Below are 15,048 nucleotides of genomic sequence, written 5' to 3'. Positions count from 1 at the left end.
TAATGGCCACAAAAGAACGAATTCGTGAAATGCCGCTTGAACAAGTTATGGGCGAGCGTTTTGGACGATATTCCAAGTATATTATTCAAGAACGGGCTTTACCCGATATTCGTGATGGATTAAAGCCTGTTCAACGACGCATTCTTTATGCAATGTATCAAGATGGGAACACTTATGACAAACCGTTTAAAAAGGCTGCTAAAGCCGTTGGTAATATCATGGGTAATTTCCACCCACATGGTGATAGTTCCATTTATGGAGCCTTAGTTCACTTATCACAGGATTGGAAAATGCGCGAACCATTAGTCGAAATGCACGGAAATAATGGTTCAATGGATGGCGATGGCCCTGCAGCCATGCGTTATACTGAATCTCGCTTAAACAAAATATCCAATATGCTTTTGCAAGATATTGATAAGCAAACTGTCAAAATGGTTCTTAATTTTGATGACAGTGAATATGAACCAACAGTTTTACCAGCACGTTTTCCCAATTTATTAGTTAATGGCTCAACAGGAATTTCCGCAGGTTATGCTACTGAAATCCCACCACATAATCTAGGCGAAGTAATTGATGCTACTATTTATCTGTTAAAACATCCTGATGCTTCATTAGCAGATCTAATGCAATTTGTAAAAGGTCCAGATTTCCCTACTGGTGCTATTGTGATGGGGACCCAAGGTATTAAAGAAGCTTATGAAACTGGTAGAGGCCGTATTCAAGTTAGAGCGAAAACCAGCATTCAAGAAATTCGTGGACATCGTCAGGAAATCGTTGCAACTGAAATTCCATTTGATGTTAATAAAGCCCTTTTAGTCAAAAAAATAGATGAAATTCGATTAAATAAAGAAATTGATGGTATTGCAGAAGTACGTGATGAAACTGATCGTCACGGTTTATCAATCGTTATCGAACTGAAAAAAGATGCCGATGCGCAAAACATTCTAAATTATTTATTTAAAAATACTGATTTACAAGTTTCATACAACTTCAATATGGTCGCAATTGATCATATGACTCCTGTTCAAGTAGGATTAAAGCGAATCTTATCATCTTACTTAGAACATGAAGAAGATGTTGTAACTAAACGAACTAAATTTGACTTAAACAAGGCTGAAGCACGTTTAGAAATCATTCAAGGATTAATCCATGCAATGGATATTCTTGACCAAGTTATTAAGACTATTCGTGCTTCTAAAAATAAAGCTGATGCTAAAAAGAACTTAATTGCTAAATATAAATTTACTGCAAATCAAGCTGAGGCAATTGTTTCTTTACAGCTTTACAGATTAACAAATACCGATGTAAATGAGTTAATTGCTGAACAAAGTAAGCTCAATAAGCTTGCTGAAAAATATCGCAAGCTTTTATCAGATCGAAAGACATTAGAAAAAAAAATTATCAAAGAATTATCAGCAGTAAAAAAGGAATTTGCTAGTCCTCGTCGTACTGAAATTTCAGAAGAGAGTGCTAAAGTTAAGATTGATGAAAAAGCATTAGTTGCTGATGAGCAAGTACGCGTATTAATTAGTCGTGATGGTTACTTAAAGCGTTCTTCCTTGAGATCATACCAATCTACTGATGATGCTGATAACGGTTTGCCAGATGGGGATAAAGTAATTTATGAAAACACCTTATCTACTTTATCCAACCTCTATCTGTTTACCAACCATGGTAATGTTATCTACCGACCAGTTCATGAATTGGTAGAAACTAAATGGAAAGAGACTGGACAACACCTTTCTCAAGAAATTGGGTTAGACAGCGATGAGCAAATTATCCGTGTATTTGTATTTGATAGTCTAGATATAAATAAAAACTTTATTCTTGCTACTAACGATGGTTATATTAAGCAACTCGAATTAACTAATTTACAACCAACTAGAACTTACAAATCTCGTGCAATGACAGCTATTAAATTAAAGAATAAAGATAGCATGTTGATCGGCGTAAATTTAATCAATCCTACTGATAAGAAGGAGATTACTTTATTTACCCATCGTGCATATGCAGTTAGATATAATATTAGTGAAATTCCAACATCAGGTTCTAAAGCTGTTGGGGTTAAATCTGTAAATCTTAAAGATGACGACTATATAGTTGGTTACGTTTTAGTTGATAGCAAATATCTTGATTTGATGCATGTTGGTTTGATTACTCAACGTGGTGCCTTTAAACAGTTTAAACTTTCTTTAGTCAATAAAGTTTCTCGTGCCAAACGTGGTGTATTAGTCTTACGCGAATTAAAGACAAAACCACATAGAATTGTGGCTTTAATGCCATATGCTCAAGATCATATCCTACATGTTACTACTTCTAGTGATCGCAATATCGAAATTAAAACTACTGAATATCCTTTAGGCGACCGTTATTCAAATGGCTCATTTGTTATTGATACGACAGTAGATGGTACACCAAAGAATATCGAATTAGGGCGACCAATTAGCAGCCAAAATTAATATTTTGTTTATTATTTAATAACATTTTATAAAAAGAAAAATAGTGCTGAGACATTTGTTTTGACACTATTTCTTTTTGGATAGATAATAAATTATGTTATGGGACATGACTTATCATAAAATAAAATTTTGAGAAAGAAGATAATTGTTATGCCTAAAACTGATACAATATTGTCGGCCAAATCATTACATTATTTTTTACAACTGATTGATACAATGAACTATACCCAAGCAGCTCAAATTTTGGGTATTACTCAACCTGCATTAACTCAGCAAGTAAAGAAGCTCGAGCACGCTATTGGTGCTCCACTATTTGGTCAGATGGGAAAGAAATTATATTTGACTGAAGCAGGGAAAGAAATGGAAACTGCTGCGGTTGAATTGCTTAATACTATCAATGGAGTTGTAAGTGATATTCAAGAATATACTCAAGCAGATAAAGGCCATATTTCTGTAGGGATTTTGAATTCACTTCAATCAAATATTTTTTACCAATTTTTAGGTGAATTTAACAAGAAATACCCAGATGTAACCTTTACTATTAACTATTTTGATCGTAAGGAATTGTGGCGTAGACTAGATACTAATCAAGTCGATATAGCTATTATGTATTTGCCTGACAGCACTAAGAAAGAAGACACTAATTTACGTCATCAATATAACTACGAGAGTTTTTATGACGATAAATTAGTAATTTTAACTCATAAAACAACTTTTGAAGCTGGAGAATCTTACCCAGTTTCACGTTTTGTAAATAGAAAATGGGTTGCATATCCTGATAATTTCTATTTAACTCCTTTGATGCATGGTTACTTCGGAAAGAAGAACAAACCGATTATTCCTATCAAAATTGGATCTACTAAGGAATTAATCAAAATGGCTGAGAATTCAGATTACGATACTTTTATTACACAATCCTATTATGACGCCCATCGTTATGAAATTGATTCAACCAATTTAACTCCAATTTATCTAAAAGAAGAACATGGATTTACCATCTCTTATGTTTACCGTAAAGGTAAACTTGAAATTCCTAGAATGCAAAATCTCTTAAAAGAATGGGAAAAGTTCTTGGACAAGCACCAGAATTTTAGTAAACTATTAGTAGATCAAATAAAAAGTTAGAAAAAGAGGCAATTTATTCAATGGAAAAAGAATTTGTTTTCGGACACCAAAATCCAGATACTGATGCTATTGGTACTGCCATTGCATTTTCATACTTACAAAATAAATTAGGTTACAATACTGAAGCAGTCGCTTTAGGTGAACCTAATGACGAAACTGCATATGCCCTTAAGAAATTTGGTTTTGAAGCTCCTCGTGTTATTAAGGAAGCTGCTCCAGAAGTTAACGCTGTTATGTTGGTTGACCACAACGAACCTCAACAAAGTGTCTCAGACATTGATAAGGTTAAAGTTACTCATGTTGTTGATCACCACAGAATTATGAACTTTAACACTGCAGATCCTTTGTACTACCGTGCTGAACCAATGGGTTGTACTTCAACTATTGTTTGGAAGATGTTTAACGAAAACGGTATTGAAATTCCTGAAAAGCTTGCTGGATTAATGCTTTCAGCTATCATTTCAGATACTTTACTTCTTAAGTCACCAACTACTACTGATGATGATAAAAAGGCTGTTGAAGCATTAGCTAAAATTGCAAACGTTGATTACAAAGAATATGGTTTAGCAATGCTTAAGGCAGGTACTAACATCAGTGATAAATCAGAAGAGGAATTGATTGATTTAGATGCTAAGAGCTTCGCTTTAAACGGTCACAATGTACGTGTAGCACAAATCAATGTAGTTGACCTACCAGAAGCTTTAGAACGCAAGGATGCCTTTTTAAAGGCTATGGAAGCATCATCAAACTATAACGGTTATGATATGTTCATGCTTTTAATCACTAATATTCTTGATTCTGACTCTGAAGCTTTAGTAGTCGGTTCTGATGAAACTAAAGAATTATTTGAAAAAGCTTTTGATAAGAAGCTTAATGATTCAGAAGTTAAGTTACCTGGTGTTGTATCACGTAAAAAGCAAGTAGTTCCACCATTGACAGAAGCTTTTGAAGGTTAATTCTTTAGATACTGCTTAATAAAAAATGACTAGGGACATATCCTAGTCATTTTTTTATCTTAAATTATTAAAAAGGAGATATATTATGTCATACCCACAGTTAGATTTAGAAAACGTCAAAGGTCCTCGTGCAGTTCTTAAAACCAATCATGGTAACATCACAATTCAATTATTTCCAGATCAAGCACCAATGACTGTCGAAAACTTTGTTCGATTAGCAAAAAAAGGTTACTACAATGTTACTATTTTTCACCGAGTAATCAGTGATTTTATGATTCAAGGTGGTGATCCCGAAGGAAACGGTACAGGTGGTACTAGTATTTGGGGACATCCTTTTGAAGATGAATTTTCACGTGATTTATTTAATCTTCGTGGTGCTTTATCAATGGCTAATTCAGGTCCTAATACTAATGGTAGTCAATTCTTTATTGTGCAAAATAAAAATATGCCTAAACGTTACATCAAACAAATGGAGCCAGCTGGTTATCCTAAAGAAATTATTCATGCCTATAAGCAGGGGGGAACTCCTTGGTTAGATGGTCGTCATACTGTTTTCGGTCAAGTGATCGATGGCATGGATGTAGTTGATGAAATTGCTAAAGTAAAGAAAAATAAAATGGATAAGCCATTAGAAGACGTAACTATTGATGAAGTAGAGATTCAAGACTAAAAAAGAGTTGCATTTTTGCAACTCCTTTTTTTACTTCATTTCTTTTAAAAGCACGATGAGAGATTTGCATACTCGTTCAGCTTGATCATCTGGTAATTTTCTTAGCTCATTAGTAACTTTTTGAATGAAAATAGGTGTATTGTTAACATGACTCTCTGGCTTAACATTTGCAACAGAGTAGGCATTGTTAATAATATCTGGTGTATTAGTGTTCAAAGCCCGAGCTATTGAATCAAGCTTTTGAATACTAATATTTTGATCCTTAGTTCTTTCTAAACGTGAAATAAAATTAACTGAAAGATCGCTAAGTTCAGCTAAATCCTCCTGTGTAAGTTTTTGTTCACGTCTTCTACGAGAAATTTCTTCTCCTAAATTAATATTCACAAAGCATTCGATCCTTTCAAGTTACTTGTACCTTTATAGGTATAGACTATAAAAGTTTTAGGATAAAATGAATAAACTATTTTAATAGTATTAACTTACACTATATTAAATATTAAAATGTTAGATATTAAAACAAACACTTTATTGACCCTTATCCCGTGATTCCATGTAGGCAATTTTAACTCAAAAACTCTATAAAATTAAATATTTTGATTCTTTATTTTAAGATATTCTAAAAAAACTTTACATTTTTGTTCTATGCAAAGTTTATAATGTACTTTGGCTATAAAAATCAAAGAGGGGAATTATTACAAAATGAGGTTAAAAGAGATTTTTAATTATCAGCGTCCAGCAGAATTACGACAATTAGCATGCGCTCTTACTTTTTGTGGTGGTTTTGTCGATGCGTATACATATATTTATTCAAAGGGGGACATACGCTTTCTGCAGGACAAACTGGAAACATCATATTCTTTAGTTCTGCTTTAGCAAATCATAATATACCTGGATATACCTGGTATGATCAACCGAGCAAGTACATTTATCGCATTTTCATTGGGATTACTTGGTAGTAGGATTATTCCATAAATATGTTAAAGGCTATTAAAAGGCTATTATTGGAGAGTATTTTGTTTATTTCCAATTTTAGCTATTTGCTTGATTGTAGTTTTTTTGCCACGTAGCGTTCCCAATTATTACATTGTGCCAGCGATTGCATTTGGATTAGCAATTCAAAATGCATCATTCAGCAAAATTGAAGGAATGGGATATAATAATGCATTTACAACTGGAAATCTAAAAAAAACCGTTGTTGCTTGGAGCGCATTTTTCTTTGGTAAGGATAAAAGTCAGCATACGGCAGCTATCAATTACATGTTATTAGTTATTTCATTTGGAATTGGTGCAATTGTTTCAGCATTCCTACAAAAGTTTCTAATCTTAAAAACAATATGGATAGCTGTAATATTGCTGGCTATTATAAATATAATTTATCTTAATGCATTGAAAAATAATAAGAAAATAGAATTATTAAAATATAGAAGAGCATAAAAGAGATTGAAATATTTCTAAAGTACATCTGCGCATAATTCATATTATGTAAAGCAAGCTATAGAAATTATCTTAATACCTGGACAGAAGTCATTTTTTAGTATTTAGATTAGCAAATCTTTTTTATGCTTTTTCTTTTTGCGATTTTGATTAACTATTGATTAACTAGATTAACTATTGATTAACTAAATGATCTTTTTCATTTTTATGAATGCTGAGATTGCAATTCTACGGTCCAGTTCATTATTTTTAATTGATAATTAATTATTGATGAATTGATGAACTCGCCTGTTAATTTTATAAGATGAACAATTTAAATTTTGAAAACCAGTTTTATTTATTACTTAAATAAAACTATGCAGCAGCATAATATATCATTAGCTAAATCATGCTGCTAAAAATAGAATTGTCTAGAAACTGTCAAATTTTTTGTGTAAATAGATCTTTCTCATAGATTGATTTTTTATTCTTTATTTAATCAAAGTAAGATTCTAAGGTGTCCTGAACCTGACCAAAGCCTTTGTGAATTCGGTTGAAGTAGCGGTCATTGTAACTCATTGCTTGAATGCCAATAAAAGTATCAAGCGACTGTTCAGTCGGAAACTCTGCTTTAGGCTTAGCCTTGCGCTTAATGACGCTGTTAAAAGATTCAATCATGTTGGTAGAGTAAATTGAAGCTCTGATCTGCTTAGGATAATTATAGAAGACCAGCAGGTCCGGCTCGATGTCTTTCAGGTTTCTTATGACATGATTATAACTCTTGTCCCATTTGGCATAGAAGGCATGCAATACATCAACAGCAGCTGCTTTATTGGCTTGCTGGTGAATCTGCTTGAATTCGTTCATAATTGCCTCGCGATCCTCCACGCGTACTTTAGCGCAGATATTACGCATGACATGAACCAAGCAACGCTGGAAATGAGCTTTAGGATAAGTTTGCATTAGTGCAGTTTTCATACCCACAACACCATCTGATAAAAATAATTCAACTTGTTTAAGGCCTCTGCTTTTCATATTTTGAAGCAACTCCGTCCAGACTTCAATGTTTTCATTGGGCGCAATGCAGTAGTCGATAACTTCCTTTTGGCCATTAGGTTTGATGCCAATGGCAATATAGACAGCTTCACGTTCAAAAGTTTCTCGGCGCAGAGGAACGTAGGTAGCGTCTAGATAAACGCAGAAGAACTTATCGCTAAGCTTACGCTTGTGATAGGCCTCTACCTTGGGGATCATCTGCTTAGAAATATTGGATACTTGAGCGGGGCTGTAATGGCTGCCATACATTTTTTCAATCAAATCAGCTATCTCTCTGGTAGTTACACCTTTAGAGTAAAGCTTGATGATCATGTTTTCCAAGACATCGGAGTGCTGCTTGTAGTCAGGCAGCGTGTGCTGATGAAACAGGCCGTTGCGGTCTCGTGGCACCTGGATTTCAATTTTGCCAAACTGCGTATCCACCTTGCGAAAGTAGGCACCGTTCCTAGAATTGCCGGTATTCCAGCCGTCTCTTGCATAAGGATTATAACCTAAAAAGGCAGTTAATTCAGCTTCTAACAAGTCATTAACTGCTTGTTGTAATTCTTTACGCAATAAATCATTAATTTTGTCTTGATTGAATAGAGCTTGAGCCATATTTTTGGTAAAATCATTCATGAAGGAGTTCTTCTTTCTGTATGTGTTTTTTGTTCAAACCAATCATACGAGAAAGGAACTCCTTTTTCTAATATTTTAAGAAATTAATTTAAGGAATCATTCATCCTTACACAAACTATTTTACAGTCTCAATTGTCTATTAAACTAGTAATTGAATTGTATTTAATAATACATTCTTTGTATCAACTAAGATTGGTTTAATAATGCAGATTTATAATTAATTAGCATATGTGTCACTATAACTAATAAAGATTCATATCGAATCACCAATCATCAGCTAATCCTTAAGTTCTAATATGAATAAAAAAGATGGTAGCTTGAAATAAAACTATAAAAAATTGCTGAATTAGTGAAGACAACGTCATAAATAGTATTTAATAGGAATTCTCTGTTTTACTGCCAAATCTGGCAATAAATCAATAAATAGTAGGAAATTTTATCGGTTATGCTTTATTTAAAACAATAATTTTAATGATAGATAGATGCTACTTCCCTAAAAAACGCTGATATATCAACATTTTTAAACATTTATAATTTGTTTTTATTTAAAATCTTTCACATCTGTGTGTAATTGTGTAATTTTTACATTTTCGCTCCATAAACGGTCAACATACGCCAAATTTAGCATAAATTTATCTTTTTTTCTCCTCTCCTCATCTCATATTATTTTATCAAGTTAAAATAATATGTACTTTCTCGGCAAGCAGCTTAAAAAACTAAATTAGTTGTATACAGTTAATCATTAATCTGATTATTAAATATCTTTTTATACTTCAAATTTACTACTTAGATTTAAACAGCATTAGATACTTTATAACAAGTGAATTTTTGATCATCAACGGCATCTGCATTAACTCATTCTAGGAATTTATGTATTTTTACTATTTAAATCTTGGGCTTTTATCACCAAAACGCTTCTTTCACTCCCCTCTTTCTAAGAGAATAGGGCAACAAAAAAGGCTAAACCAAGTAATTTTTTATCCTTGATTTAGTCTTTTCGTTTATAGTACGTACTATAAATTTTTATTTTTATTTGAATAAATATCATGCAGTTCTAAACTTGCTGACAACGAAGGCAACAATGATTACCAAAATTACTGCACCTAAAATTGACGGTACAATTGCCATGCCAGCAACTTGAGGTCCCCAGGCACCTAATAAAGCTTGACCTAATGAGGAACCAATTAATCCAGCTAAAATATTAGCAATCCAGTTCATTGACTTGCCATGCCCTGTAAGAGCTCCAGCAATCAAACCAATAACTCCTCCAACAATTAATACCCAAATCCAATGTAGCATTTTAATCGCCTTTACTTTCATTAAAGAAACATCTATATAATCTATTCAGTTAATTAAGCGCTTTTCTTAACTATCTATATTTTATATAATCACAATATTTTTGTCTATATTTTATATAATCACAATATTTTTGTCATTAAAGTAATATACGAAATAGGCTTCTTTATACTTTTCTTTAGGTTTTAAGTATTCTTCTTGCTATTTAAAAATTAAAAGTTTCTAAAAAGCAAGCTATTCTAATTATAATATCAGTGCTGATTTATATTTTCCTGATAGTCTTCCTTTTTTTATTTTGCAAGCTAGTATTTACCTCACATATATACTCCTCTATCTCCGATCTTATATATTATCTATTTTGTCTACCAACCCCCCAATAAGCCTACTGCATGCATCCCTTTAAAGAAGCGCACAGTAAATAAAAAGAATGATTATCTCAATTTTATTGCAAATATTTATATATGTATAAAATATTTATATATGTATATATGATTACTACAGTATTAATATTTAATCTCAGCTATTGTGCTTTGGTACCTACCAATGTAATCTATGATATATAAGTTTTAAGTATATTAAATGTGAGAAATATAGATCATTAACTTTCTCCACCAATTATGGAGGAATTAATTTGTTAAAAAAGAAAACATTTGTAAAATTAGCTTGTGCAACTATGTTAGTAAATGCTGGGATTAGCATCTTACCTGCACCCCTCTCCACTACTTATCCTTCTCAAGTTCAAGCTTCAGCAACTTCTGTAGCTGCTAGAGAATTAGGTATTGATGTTGCGAGTTATCAAAGTGCCGATTTAATAGCTCATGCAAAAGCTGGATCCCAATTTGCAATAGTTAAAGTTAGCGAAGGTACTAGCTACAGAAATCCTAAAGCCGCTACTCAAATAAAATCGGCTATTGCTATTGATATGATGCCTATAGGCTATCATTTTGCTACTTTTAGTTCAAACGCTTCCTTGGCTAAAAGCGAAGCTAAATATGCTGTCTCATCTGCTAAAGCTTTAGGTCTACCTAAGGGATCATATCTAGCATGTGATTATGAAACTGGCAGCGGTAATATATTACTAATGGTAAGAATGTTACTGCTAAAGCCATTCTGGCTTTTATGGATGAAATTAAGACAGCTGGATATCAACCTCTTCTTTATGCTAGTTCTTCTGTATTACAAAATAATATTAATACACCTTCTATTGTCAAAAAATATCCTAATTCTTTATGGGTAGCAGCATATGCTATATCTGGACGAGTAGATAAACCTAATTTTAAATACTTCCCTTCAATGGACGGCCAATGGACGGCGTAGCTATATGGCAATATACTGATAATTGGAAAGGTACGTCCACTGATGGCAATGTAACTATACTCCCATTATCTATTTCAGGCTCTGCAGTCTCACAAGCACCATCTAATTCTAAATACTAAGCACACTGGTACAATAATGTACAAGTCTTATGTATATGATGGTAACGGCAAACGTACAGGAGAAGTTTATAAAGCTTATGTATCAATTACCTGCTATGGTGGCAAAACTAAATTAAGCAACGGTAAATCAGCCGTTAAAATTGGCGACAATAAATACATCATGGCAAGTAATATCTTAGGCAGCTCACGCACATTTAAAGCTGATGCTGATGTTTACCAAAGTAATGGATCACTTAGCAAGGATCGCCTATTAAGACATATGGGCCAAAGCATTACATTAACAATGAAGCTTACTATAGAGTCGGTAAAAATGCATATGTAAAGGCTAATACTTTTAAATAATCCTAAGAAGACTAGGCAAGAATTGCTTAGTCTTTTTTATTAGATAGCAATTGGCATTAATTTAGTATATTATTTTTGAAATTTTGAGCTTCTTGCTTAGATAATATATACAGACATGGAGGTAAAAAAGATGAGAGTCACTAAATTAGTTATTGGAATTTTAATGATTGTTTTATCAATATGACTATTTTTAGATGGTCTATTAGGTCAATTACTAGGTATATACGCAACTAAAAGTATTTTTGGTGGTATTTCAGAAATAGTCATAGCTGGTTTATTTATCGGTGCCGGAATTGTCTATATTTGTTTAGAGAAAAGCCCGTATTTAGGTGATGATATAACTGGTCTGATTTTGATGATTATCGCAGGAATCTTAGGAATATTCGGTGGATTTATATATGCTTGGATGTTTTTATATGTGGCCATTGCATTAATTATCGGATTTGGATTTTATATTTGGCATCGTATAAATTAAATATAGACATTTTATATGTAAGATAATGAATTGATTGTCAAAAGTGATGATCAATTCATTTTTTGTTTTTAATAAAAAATAGCTATATTCACGAATACCCTACTTAATGATAACTTAATCCCTCTTGCATCCCTCAAGCACAAATGTGATAAAATTAAATTCATCAATATTAAGTAATAAATTGAGGGGTTAATAAAACACATGCATAAAAAGAAGCTTGTTTCATTGCTAAGCTTAGGTGCTTTAGCAATAACTTTACTTTCTGGTTGTAGTAATATTGAAAATTGGGAATTATCAATGCGTTCTAAGATTGGCGCTTTACCATTAACGGTCTCTACTTACGATTCTAATGGACAAAAGATCGATCAAATCAAGGCTAAATCCGTTGATATTCATACAGATAAAAAGATGTCTCAAAAAGATAGTAGCGGCAATGAAAAATCTAGCGTAATTGATGTCGATTATGGCCACAACAGAATGATTCACGTAGGCTCTACTCTTATTGCATATGAAGGGTTAAAGAACTACGAAGATGAGTTTAATAAGCACGTAAACATTAATGATCAAAATAAAGCTGTTCCTTTACTAAATACTATGTATCAAAACTTTAAAAATGACTGGAATGGGGATGCTAAAGTAGTTATGATTAGAAGTCAGCTAGGGATGCCTATTGCAGTTTTCACTGGTAAAAACGTTTCTATTCATAAAAGTGACATGAAAAATGCTACCCAGTTCGTAATCGATGGTCATCGTTTAGTAGCTTACAGAGCAGACTATACTATTTATCCGATAGCCAGTTTAAAGAAGTAATCCAGTATTCAAAAAGACGCCTCACTACACTGAGACGTCTTTTATTTAGCCTAATTTATCTAAGAAATCTAAAGCTTCTTGTCTATTTTTGAAACGATAAACCGTTATATTAGGACGATCTTTCAAGATCCTAACAATATTAGGCTTTTGTATTTTAGGAAAAAGCCTAATATAATTCATAAACTCTTTATCTTCTTGCTCTTCAATCCAGGGCATATCAGGTCGTTTCTCTTTCCCCATCTTTGACGAACACCACTTAAACAAGTATCTACACTATAATCTAAAAAGAATACAGTATCACATGCATTAAGTCGCTCATTAAATAAAGAATCACTGTAGTTACCATCCATTATCCAAGCATCAGCTTGCCTCTTTAACTTAACTTGGCTTAAAAATTCTTCTTTGGATACTGTAGTTTTATCAGATCTCCAAGAAAGTTAATCTAGATATATAATTGGCAAATTGATCTTCTTTTGAAGTCTTCTAGAAAATGTGCTCTTCCCAGCTCCAGGCGAACCAATAACCAGTATCTTTTTCATTATGCTTTATTCCTTAATTAAGGTATTAAATTTTTCATTAGTGGCTACAATATCACCCATAACTTGGTTAACCCAATCATTGAGCTTATCGTTATCATAATTTTCAAGGCCGCCTTCAGTATCTCCAATGTCCGCAATACCATTATTAAAATCTGCCATTTCGGTGATTAATCTTTCTGCAAAGTCCTTAGTGGTCCCTGCAAAATTATCCGCAAAAGTATCTACATTGCCATAAGCATTAGTAATATCACCAAAAGTCTGTACCATTTTGCCAAAGGTATCATCTAAGTTGTTAACATCTTCTTGAGTTGGCACTGTTAACTCTTCATTTTCATTATTAAGCTGTTCATCTAAGCGAACACCAATATCGTTTAAAACTAAATGTCCATCATACAAGCGATTTAATAATTTAATACCACTTGGATTTTTAGCTTGTAAATTTACATCAATTTCTTCTGTCATAATTTTCCCTCGTCTTATATAATTCTATTGTTTTTATTGTACAATTTTTATACGTGAAATTACAAAAAAATATTTCAATCTAAGTTAATGTTAAATAAAAATATTTTTTAATAATTTGCCATTAAGACTTGGAAACTGTCAAATTTTTTGTGTAAATAGATCTTTCTCATAGATTGATTTTTTATTCTTTATTTAATCAAAGTAAGATTCTAAGGTGTCCTGAACCTGACCAAAGCCTTTGTGAATTCGGTTGAAGTAGCGGTCATTGTAACTCATTGCTTGAATGCCAATAAAAGTATCAAGCGACTGTTCAGTCGGAAACTCTGCTTTAGGCTTAGCCTTGCGCTTAATGACGCTGTTAAAAGATTCAATCATGTTGGTAGAGTAAATTGAAGCTCTGATCTGCTTAGGATAATTATAGAAGACCAGCAGGTCCGGCTCGATGTCTTTCAGGTTTCTTATGACATGATTATAACTCTTGTCCCATTTGGCATAGAAGGCATGCAATACATCAACAGCAGCTGCTTTATTGGCTTGCTGGTGAATCTGCTTGAATTCGTTCATAATTGCCTCGCGATCCTCCACGCGTACTTTAGCGCAGATATTACGCATGACATGAACCAAGCAACGCTGGAAATGAGCTTTAGGATAAGTTTGCATTAGTGCAGTTTTCATACCCACAACACCATCTGATAAAAATAATTCAACTTGTTTAAGGCCTCTGCTTTTCATATTTTGAAGCAACTCCGTCCAGACTTCAATGTTTTCATTGGGCGCAATGCAGTAGTCGATAACTTCCTTTTGGCCATTAGGTTTGATGCCAATGGCAATATAGACAGCTTCACGTTCAAAAGTTTCTCGGCGCAGAGGAACGTAGGTAGCGTCTAGATAAACGCAGAAGAACTTATCGCTAAGCTTACGCTTGTGATAGGCCTCTACCTTGGGGATCATCTGCTTAGAAATATTGGATACTTGAGCGGGGCTGTAATGGCTGCCATACATTTTTTCAATCAAATCAGCTATCTCTCTGGTAGTTACACCTTTAGAGTAAAGCTTGATGATCATGTTTTCCAAGACATCGGAGTGCTGCTTGTAGTCAGGCAGCGTGTGCTGATGAAACAGGCCGTTGCGGTCTCGTGGCACCTGGATTTCAATTTTGCCAAACTGCGTATCCACCTTGCGAAAGTAGGCACCGTTCCTAGAATTGCCGGTATTCCAGCCGTCTCTTGCATAAGGATTATAACCTAAAAAGGCAGTTAATTCAGCTTCTAACAAGTCATTAACTGCTTGTTGTAATTCTTTACGCAATAAATCATTAATTTTGTCTTGATTGAATAGAGCTTGAGCCATATTTTTGGTAAAATCATTCATGAAGGAGTTCTTCTTTCTGT

11 protein-coding genes and 3 pseudogenes are annotated in these 15,048 nt (G+C 33.3%); 8 read left to right on the top strand and 6 right to left on the bottom strand.

Features of this window, described 5'->3' with window-relative positions; translation table 11 throughout:
- Nucleotides 1-2: 2 nt before the first annotated feature.
- The 4 genes from parC to AADV52_RS02570 all read left to right on the top strand — a co-directional run bounded on the left by parC (nt 3) and on the right by AADV52_RS02570 (nt 5,210).
- Nucleotides 3-2,459, top strand: coding sequence for a DNA topoisomerase IV subunit A (gene parC, locus AADV52_RS02585; protein ID WP_014918721.1), 2,457 nt, complete (start codon nt 3-5; stop codon nt 2,457-2,459).
- A gap of 150 nt (nt 2,460-2,609) precedes the next feature.
- Nucleotides 2,610-3,584 (top strand): LysR family transcriptional regulator, encoded by a 975-nt coding sequence (locus tag AADV52_RS02580; protein WP_014918720.1) that lies wholly within the window; start codon nt 2,610-2,612, stop codon nt 3,582-3,584.
- 20 nt (nt 3,585-3,604) lie between these two features.
- Nucleotides 3,605-4,540 carry a manganese-dependent inorganic pyrophosphatase gene (locus AADV52_RS02575; RefSeq protein ID WP_014918719.1) on the top strand — a complete coding sequence of 312 codons (936 nt, stop codon included), beginning with the start codon at nt 3,605-3,607 and terminating at the stop codon, nt 4,538-4,540.
- An 85-nt stretch (nt 4,541-4,625) separates the two neighbouring features.
- Entirely contained in the window at nt 4,626-5,210 is a 585-nt protein-coding gene (locus tag AADV52_RS02570) for a peptidylprolyl isomerase (protein ID WP_012211926.1), read from the top strand.
- A 30-nt stretch (nt 5,211-5,240) separates the two neighbouring features.
- On the opposite strand, the gene AADV52_RS02565 is transcribed toward AADV52_RS02570, so the two are convergent.
- Nucleotides 5,241-5,594, bottom strand: coding sequence for a helix-turn-helix domain-containing protein (locus AADV52_RS02565; protein ID WP_014918718.1), 354 nt, complete (start codon nt 5,592-5,594; stop codon nt 5,241-5,243).
- Between the two features lie 315 nt (nt 5,595-5,909).
- Here AADV52_RS02565 and AADV52_RS02560 point away from each other — a divergent pair.
- A pseudogene (locus AADV52_RS02560) lies at nt 5,910-6,644 on the top strand (YoaK family protein).
- A gap of 474 nt (nt 6,645-7,118) precedes the next feature.
- On the opposite strand, the gene AADV52_RS02555 reads toward AADV52_RS02560, so the two are convergent.
- Entirely contained in the window at nt 7,119-8,297 is a 1,179-nt protein-coding gene (locus tag AADV52_RS02555; protein WP_126096178.1) for an IS256 family transposase, read from the bottom strand.
- A 1,044-nt stretch (nt 8,298-9,341) separates the two neighbouring features.
- The gene (locus tag AADV52_RS02550; RefSeq protein ID WP_023061618.1) at nt 9,342-9,596 is read right to left on the bottom strand and encodes a GlsB/YeaQ/YmgE family stress response membrane protein; all 255 of its coding nucleotides are present in this window, start codon (nt 9,594-9,596) and stop codon (nt 9,342-9,344) included.
- A gap of 628 nt (nt 9,597-10,224) precedes the next feature.
- Here AADV52_RS02550 and AADV52_RS02545 point away from each other — a divergent pair.
- The 3 genes and pseudogenes from AADV52_RS02545 to AADV52_RS02535 all read left to right on the top strand — a co-directional run bounded on the left by AADV52_RS02545 (nt 10,225) and on the right by AADV52_RS02535 (nt 12,656).
- Nucleotides 10,225-11,371, top strand: a pseudogene (locus AADV52_RS02545) (GH25 family lysozyme).
- Between the two features lie 130 nt (nt 11,372-11,501).
- Nucleotides 11,502-11,846, top strand: a pseudogene (locus AADV52_RS02540) (hypothetical protein).
- 201 nt (nt 11,847-12,047) lie between these two features.
- Nucleotides 12,048-12,656 carry a DUF5052 family protein gene (locus tag AADV52_RS02535; protein ID WP_012211932.1) on the top strand — a complete coding sequence of 203 codons (609 nt, stop codon included), beginning with the start codon at nt 12,048-12,050 and terminating at the stop codon, nt 12,654-12,656.
- Between the two features lie 45 nt (nt 12,657-12,701).
- Here AADV52_RS02535 and AADV52_RS02530 read toward each other — a convergent pair whose 3' ends face one another.
- The 3 genes from AADV52_RS02530 to AADV52_RS02520 form a co-directional block, all read right to left on the bottom strand.
- Nucleotides 12,702-12,896, bottom strand: coding sequence for a hypothetical protein (locus AADV52_RS02530; RefSeq protein WP_230856759.1), 195 nt, complete (start codon nt 12,894-12,896; stop codon nt 12,702-12,704).
- A gap of 305 nt (nt 12,897-13,201) precedes the next feature.
- Nucleotides 13,202-13,657, bottom strand: a complete 456-nt coding sequence (locus AADV52_RS02525; protein ID WP_014918714.1) for a hypothetical protein — start codon at nt 13,655-13,657, stop codon at nt 13,202-13,204.
- 192 nt (nt 13,658-13,849) lie between these two features.
- Nucleotides 13,850-15,028, bottom strand: coding sequence for an IS256 family transposase (locus AADV52_RS02520; RefSeq protein ID WP_126096178.1), 1,179 nt, complete (start codon nt 15,026-15,028; stop codon nt 13,850-13,852).
- Nucleotides 15,029-15,048 lie beyond the last annotated feature (20 nt).

Origin of the sequence: Lactobacillus helveticus (genome assembly GCF_046109915.1) — a bacterium.
Classification (GTDB): Bacteria; Bacillota; Bacilli; order Lactobacillales; family Lactobacillaceae; genus Lactobacillus; species Lactobacillus helveticus.
The sequence above is the reverse complement of the archived record's forward strand: the minus strand, read 5'-3'. Positions and strand labels throughout refer to the sequence as shown.

Coding starts and splice junctions, on each gene's coding strand:
- AADV52_RS02555 (WP_126096178.1), bottom strand. CDS start 8,297: ATGAATGATTTTACCAAAAATATGGCTCAAGCTCTATTCAATCAAGAC.
- parC (WP_014918721.1), top strand. CDS start 3: ATGGCCACAAAAGAACGAATTCGTGAAATGCCGCTTGAACAAGTTATG.
- AADV52_RS02535 (WP_012211932.1), top strand. CDS start 12,048: ATGCATAAAAAGAAGCTTGTTTCATTGCTAAGCTTAGGTGCTTTAGCA.
- AADV52_RS02580 (WP_014918720.1), top strand. CDS start 2,610: ATGCCTAAAACTGATACAATATTGTCGGCCAAATCATTACATTATTTT.
- AADV52_RS02575 (WP_014918719.1), top strand. CDS start 3,605: ATGGAAAAAGAATTTGTTTTCGGACACCAAAATCCAGATACTGATGCT.
- AADV52_RS02525 (WP_014918714.1), bottom strand. CDS start 13,657: ATGACAGAAGAAATTGATGTAAATTTACAAGCTAAAAATCCAAGTGGT.
- AADV52_RS02570 (WP_012211926.1), top strand. CDS start 4,626: ATGTCATACCCACAGTTAGATTTAGAAAACGTCAAAGGTCCTCGTGCA.
- AADV52_RS02520 (WP_126096178.1), bottom strand. CDS start 15,028: ATGAATGATTTTACCAAAAATATGGCTCAAGCTCTATTCAATCAAGAC.
- AADV52_RS02550 (WP_023061618.1), bottom strand. CDS start 9,596: ATGCTACATTGGATTTGGGTATTAATTGTTGGAGGAGTTATTGGTTTG.
- AADV52_RS02530 (WP_230856759.1), bottom strand. CDS start 12,896: ATGGGGAAAGAGAAACGACCTGATATGCCCTGGATTGAAGAGCAAGAA.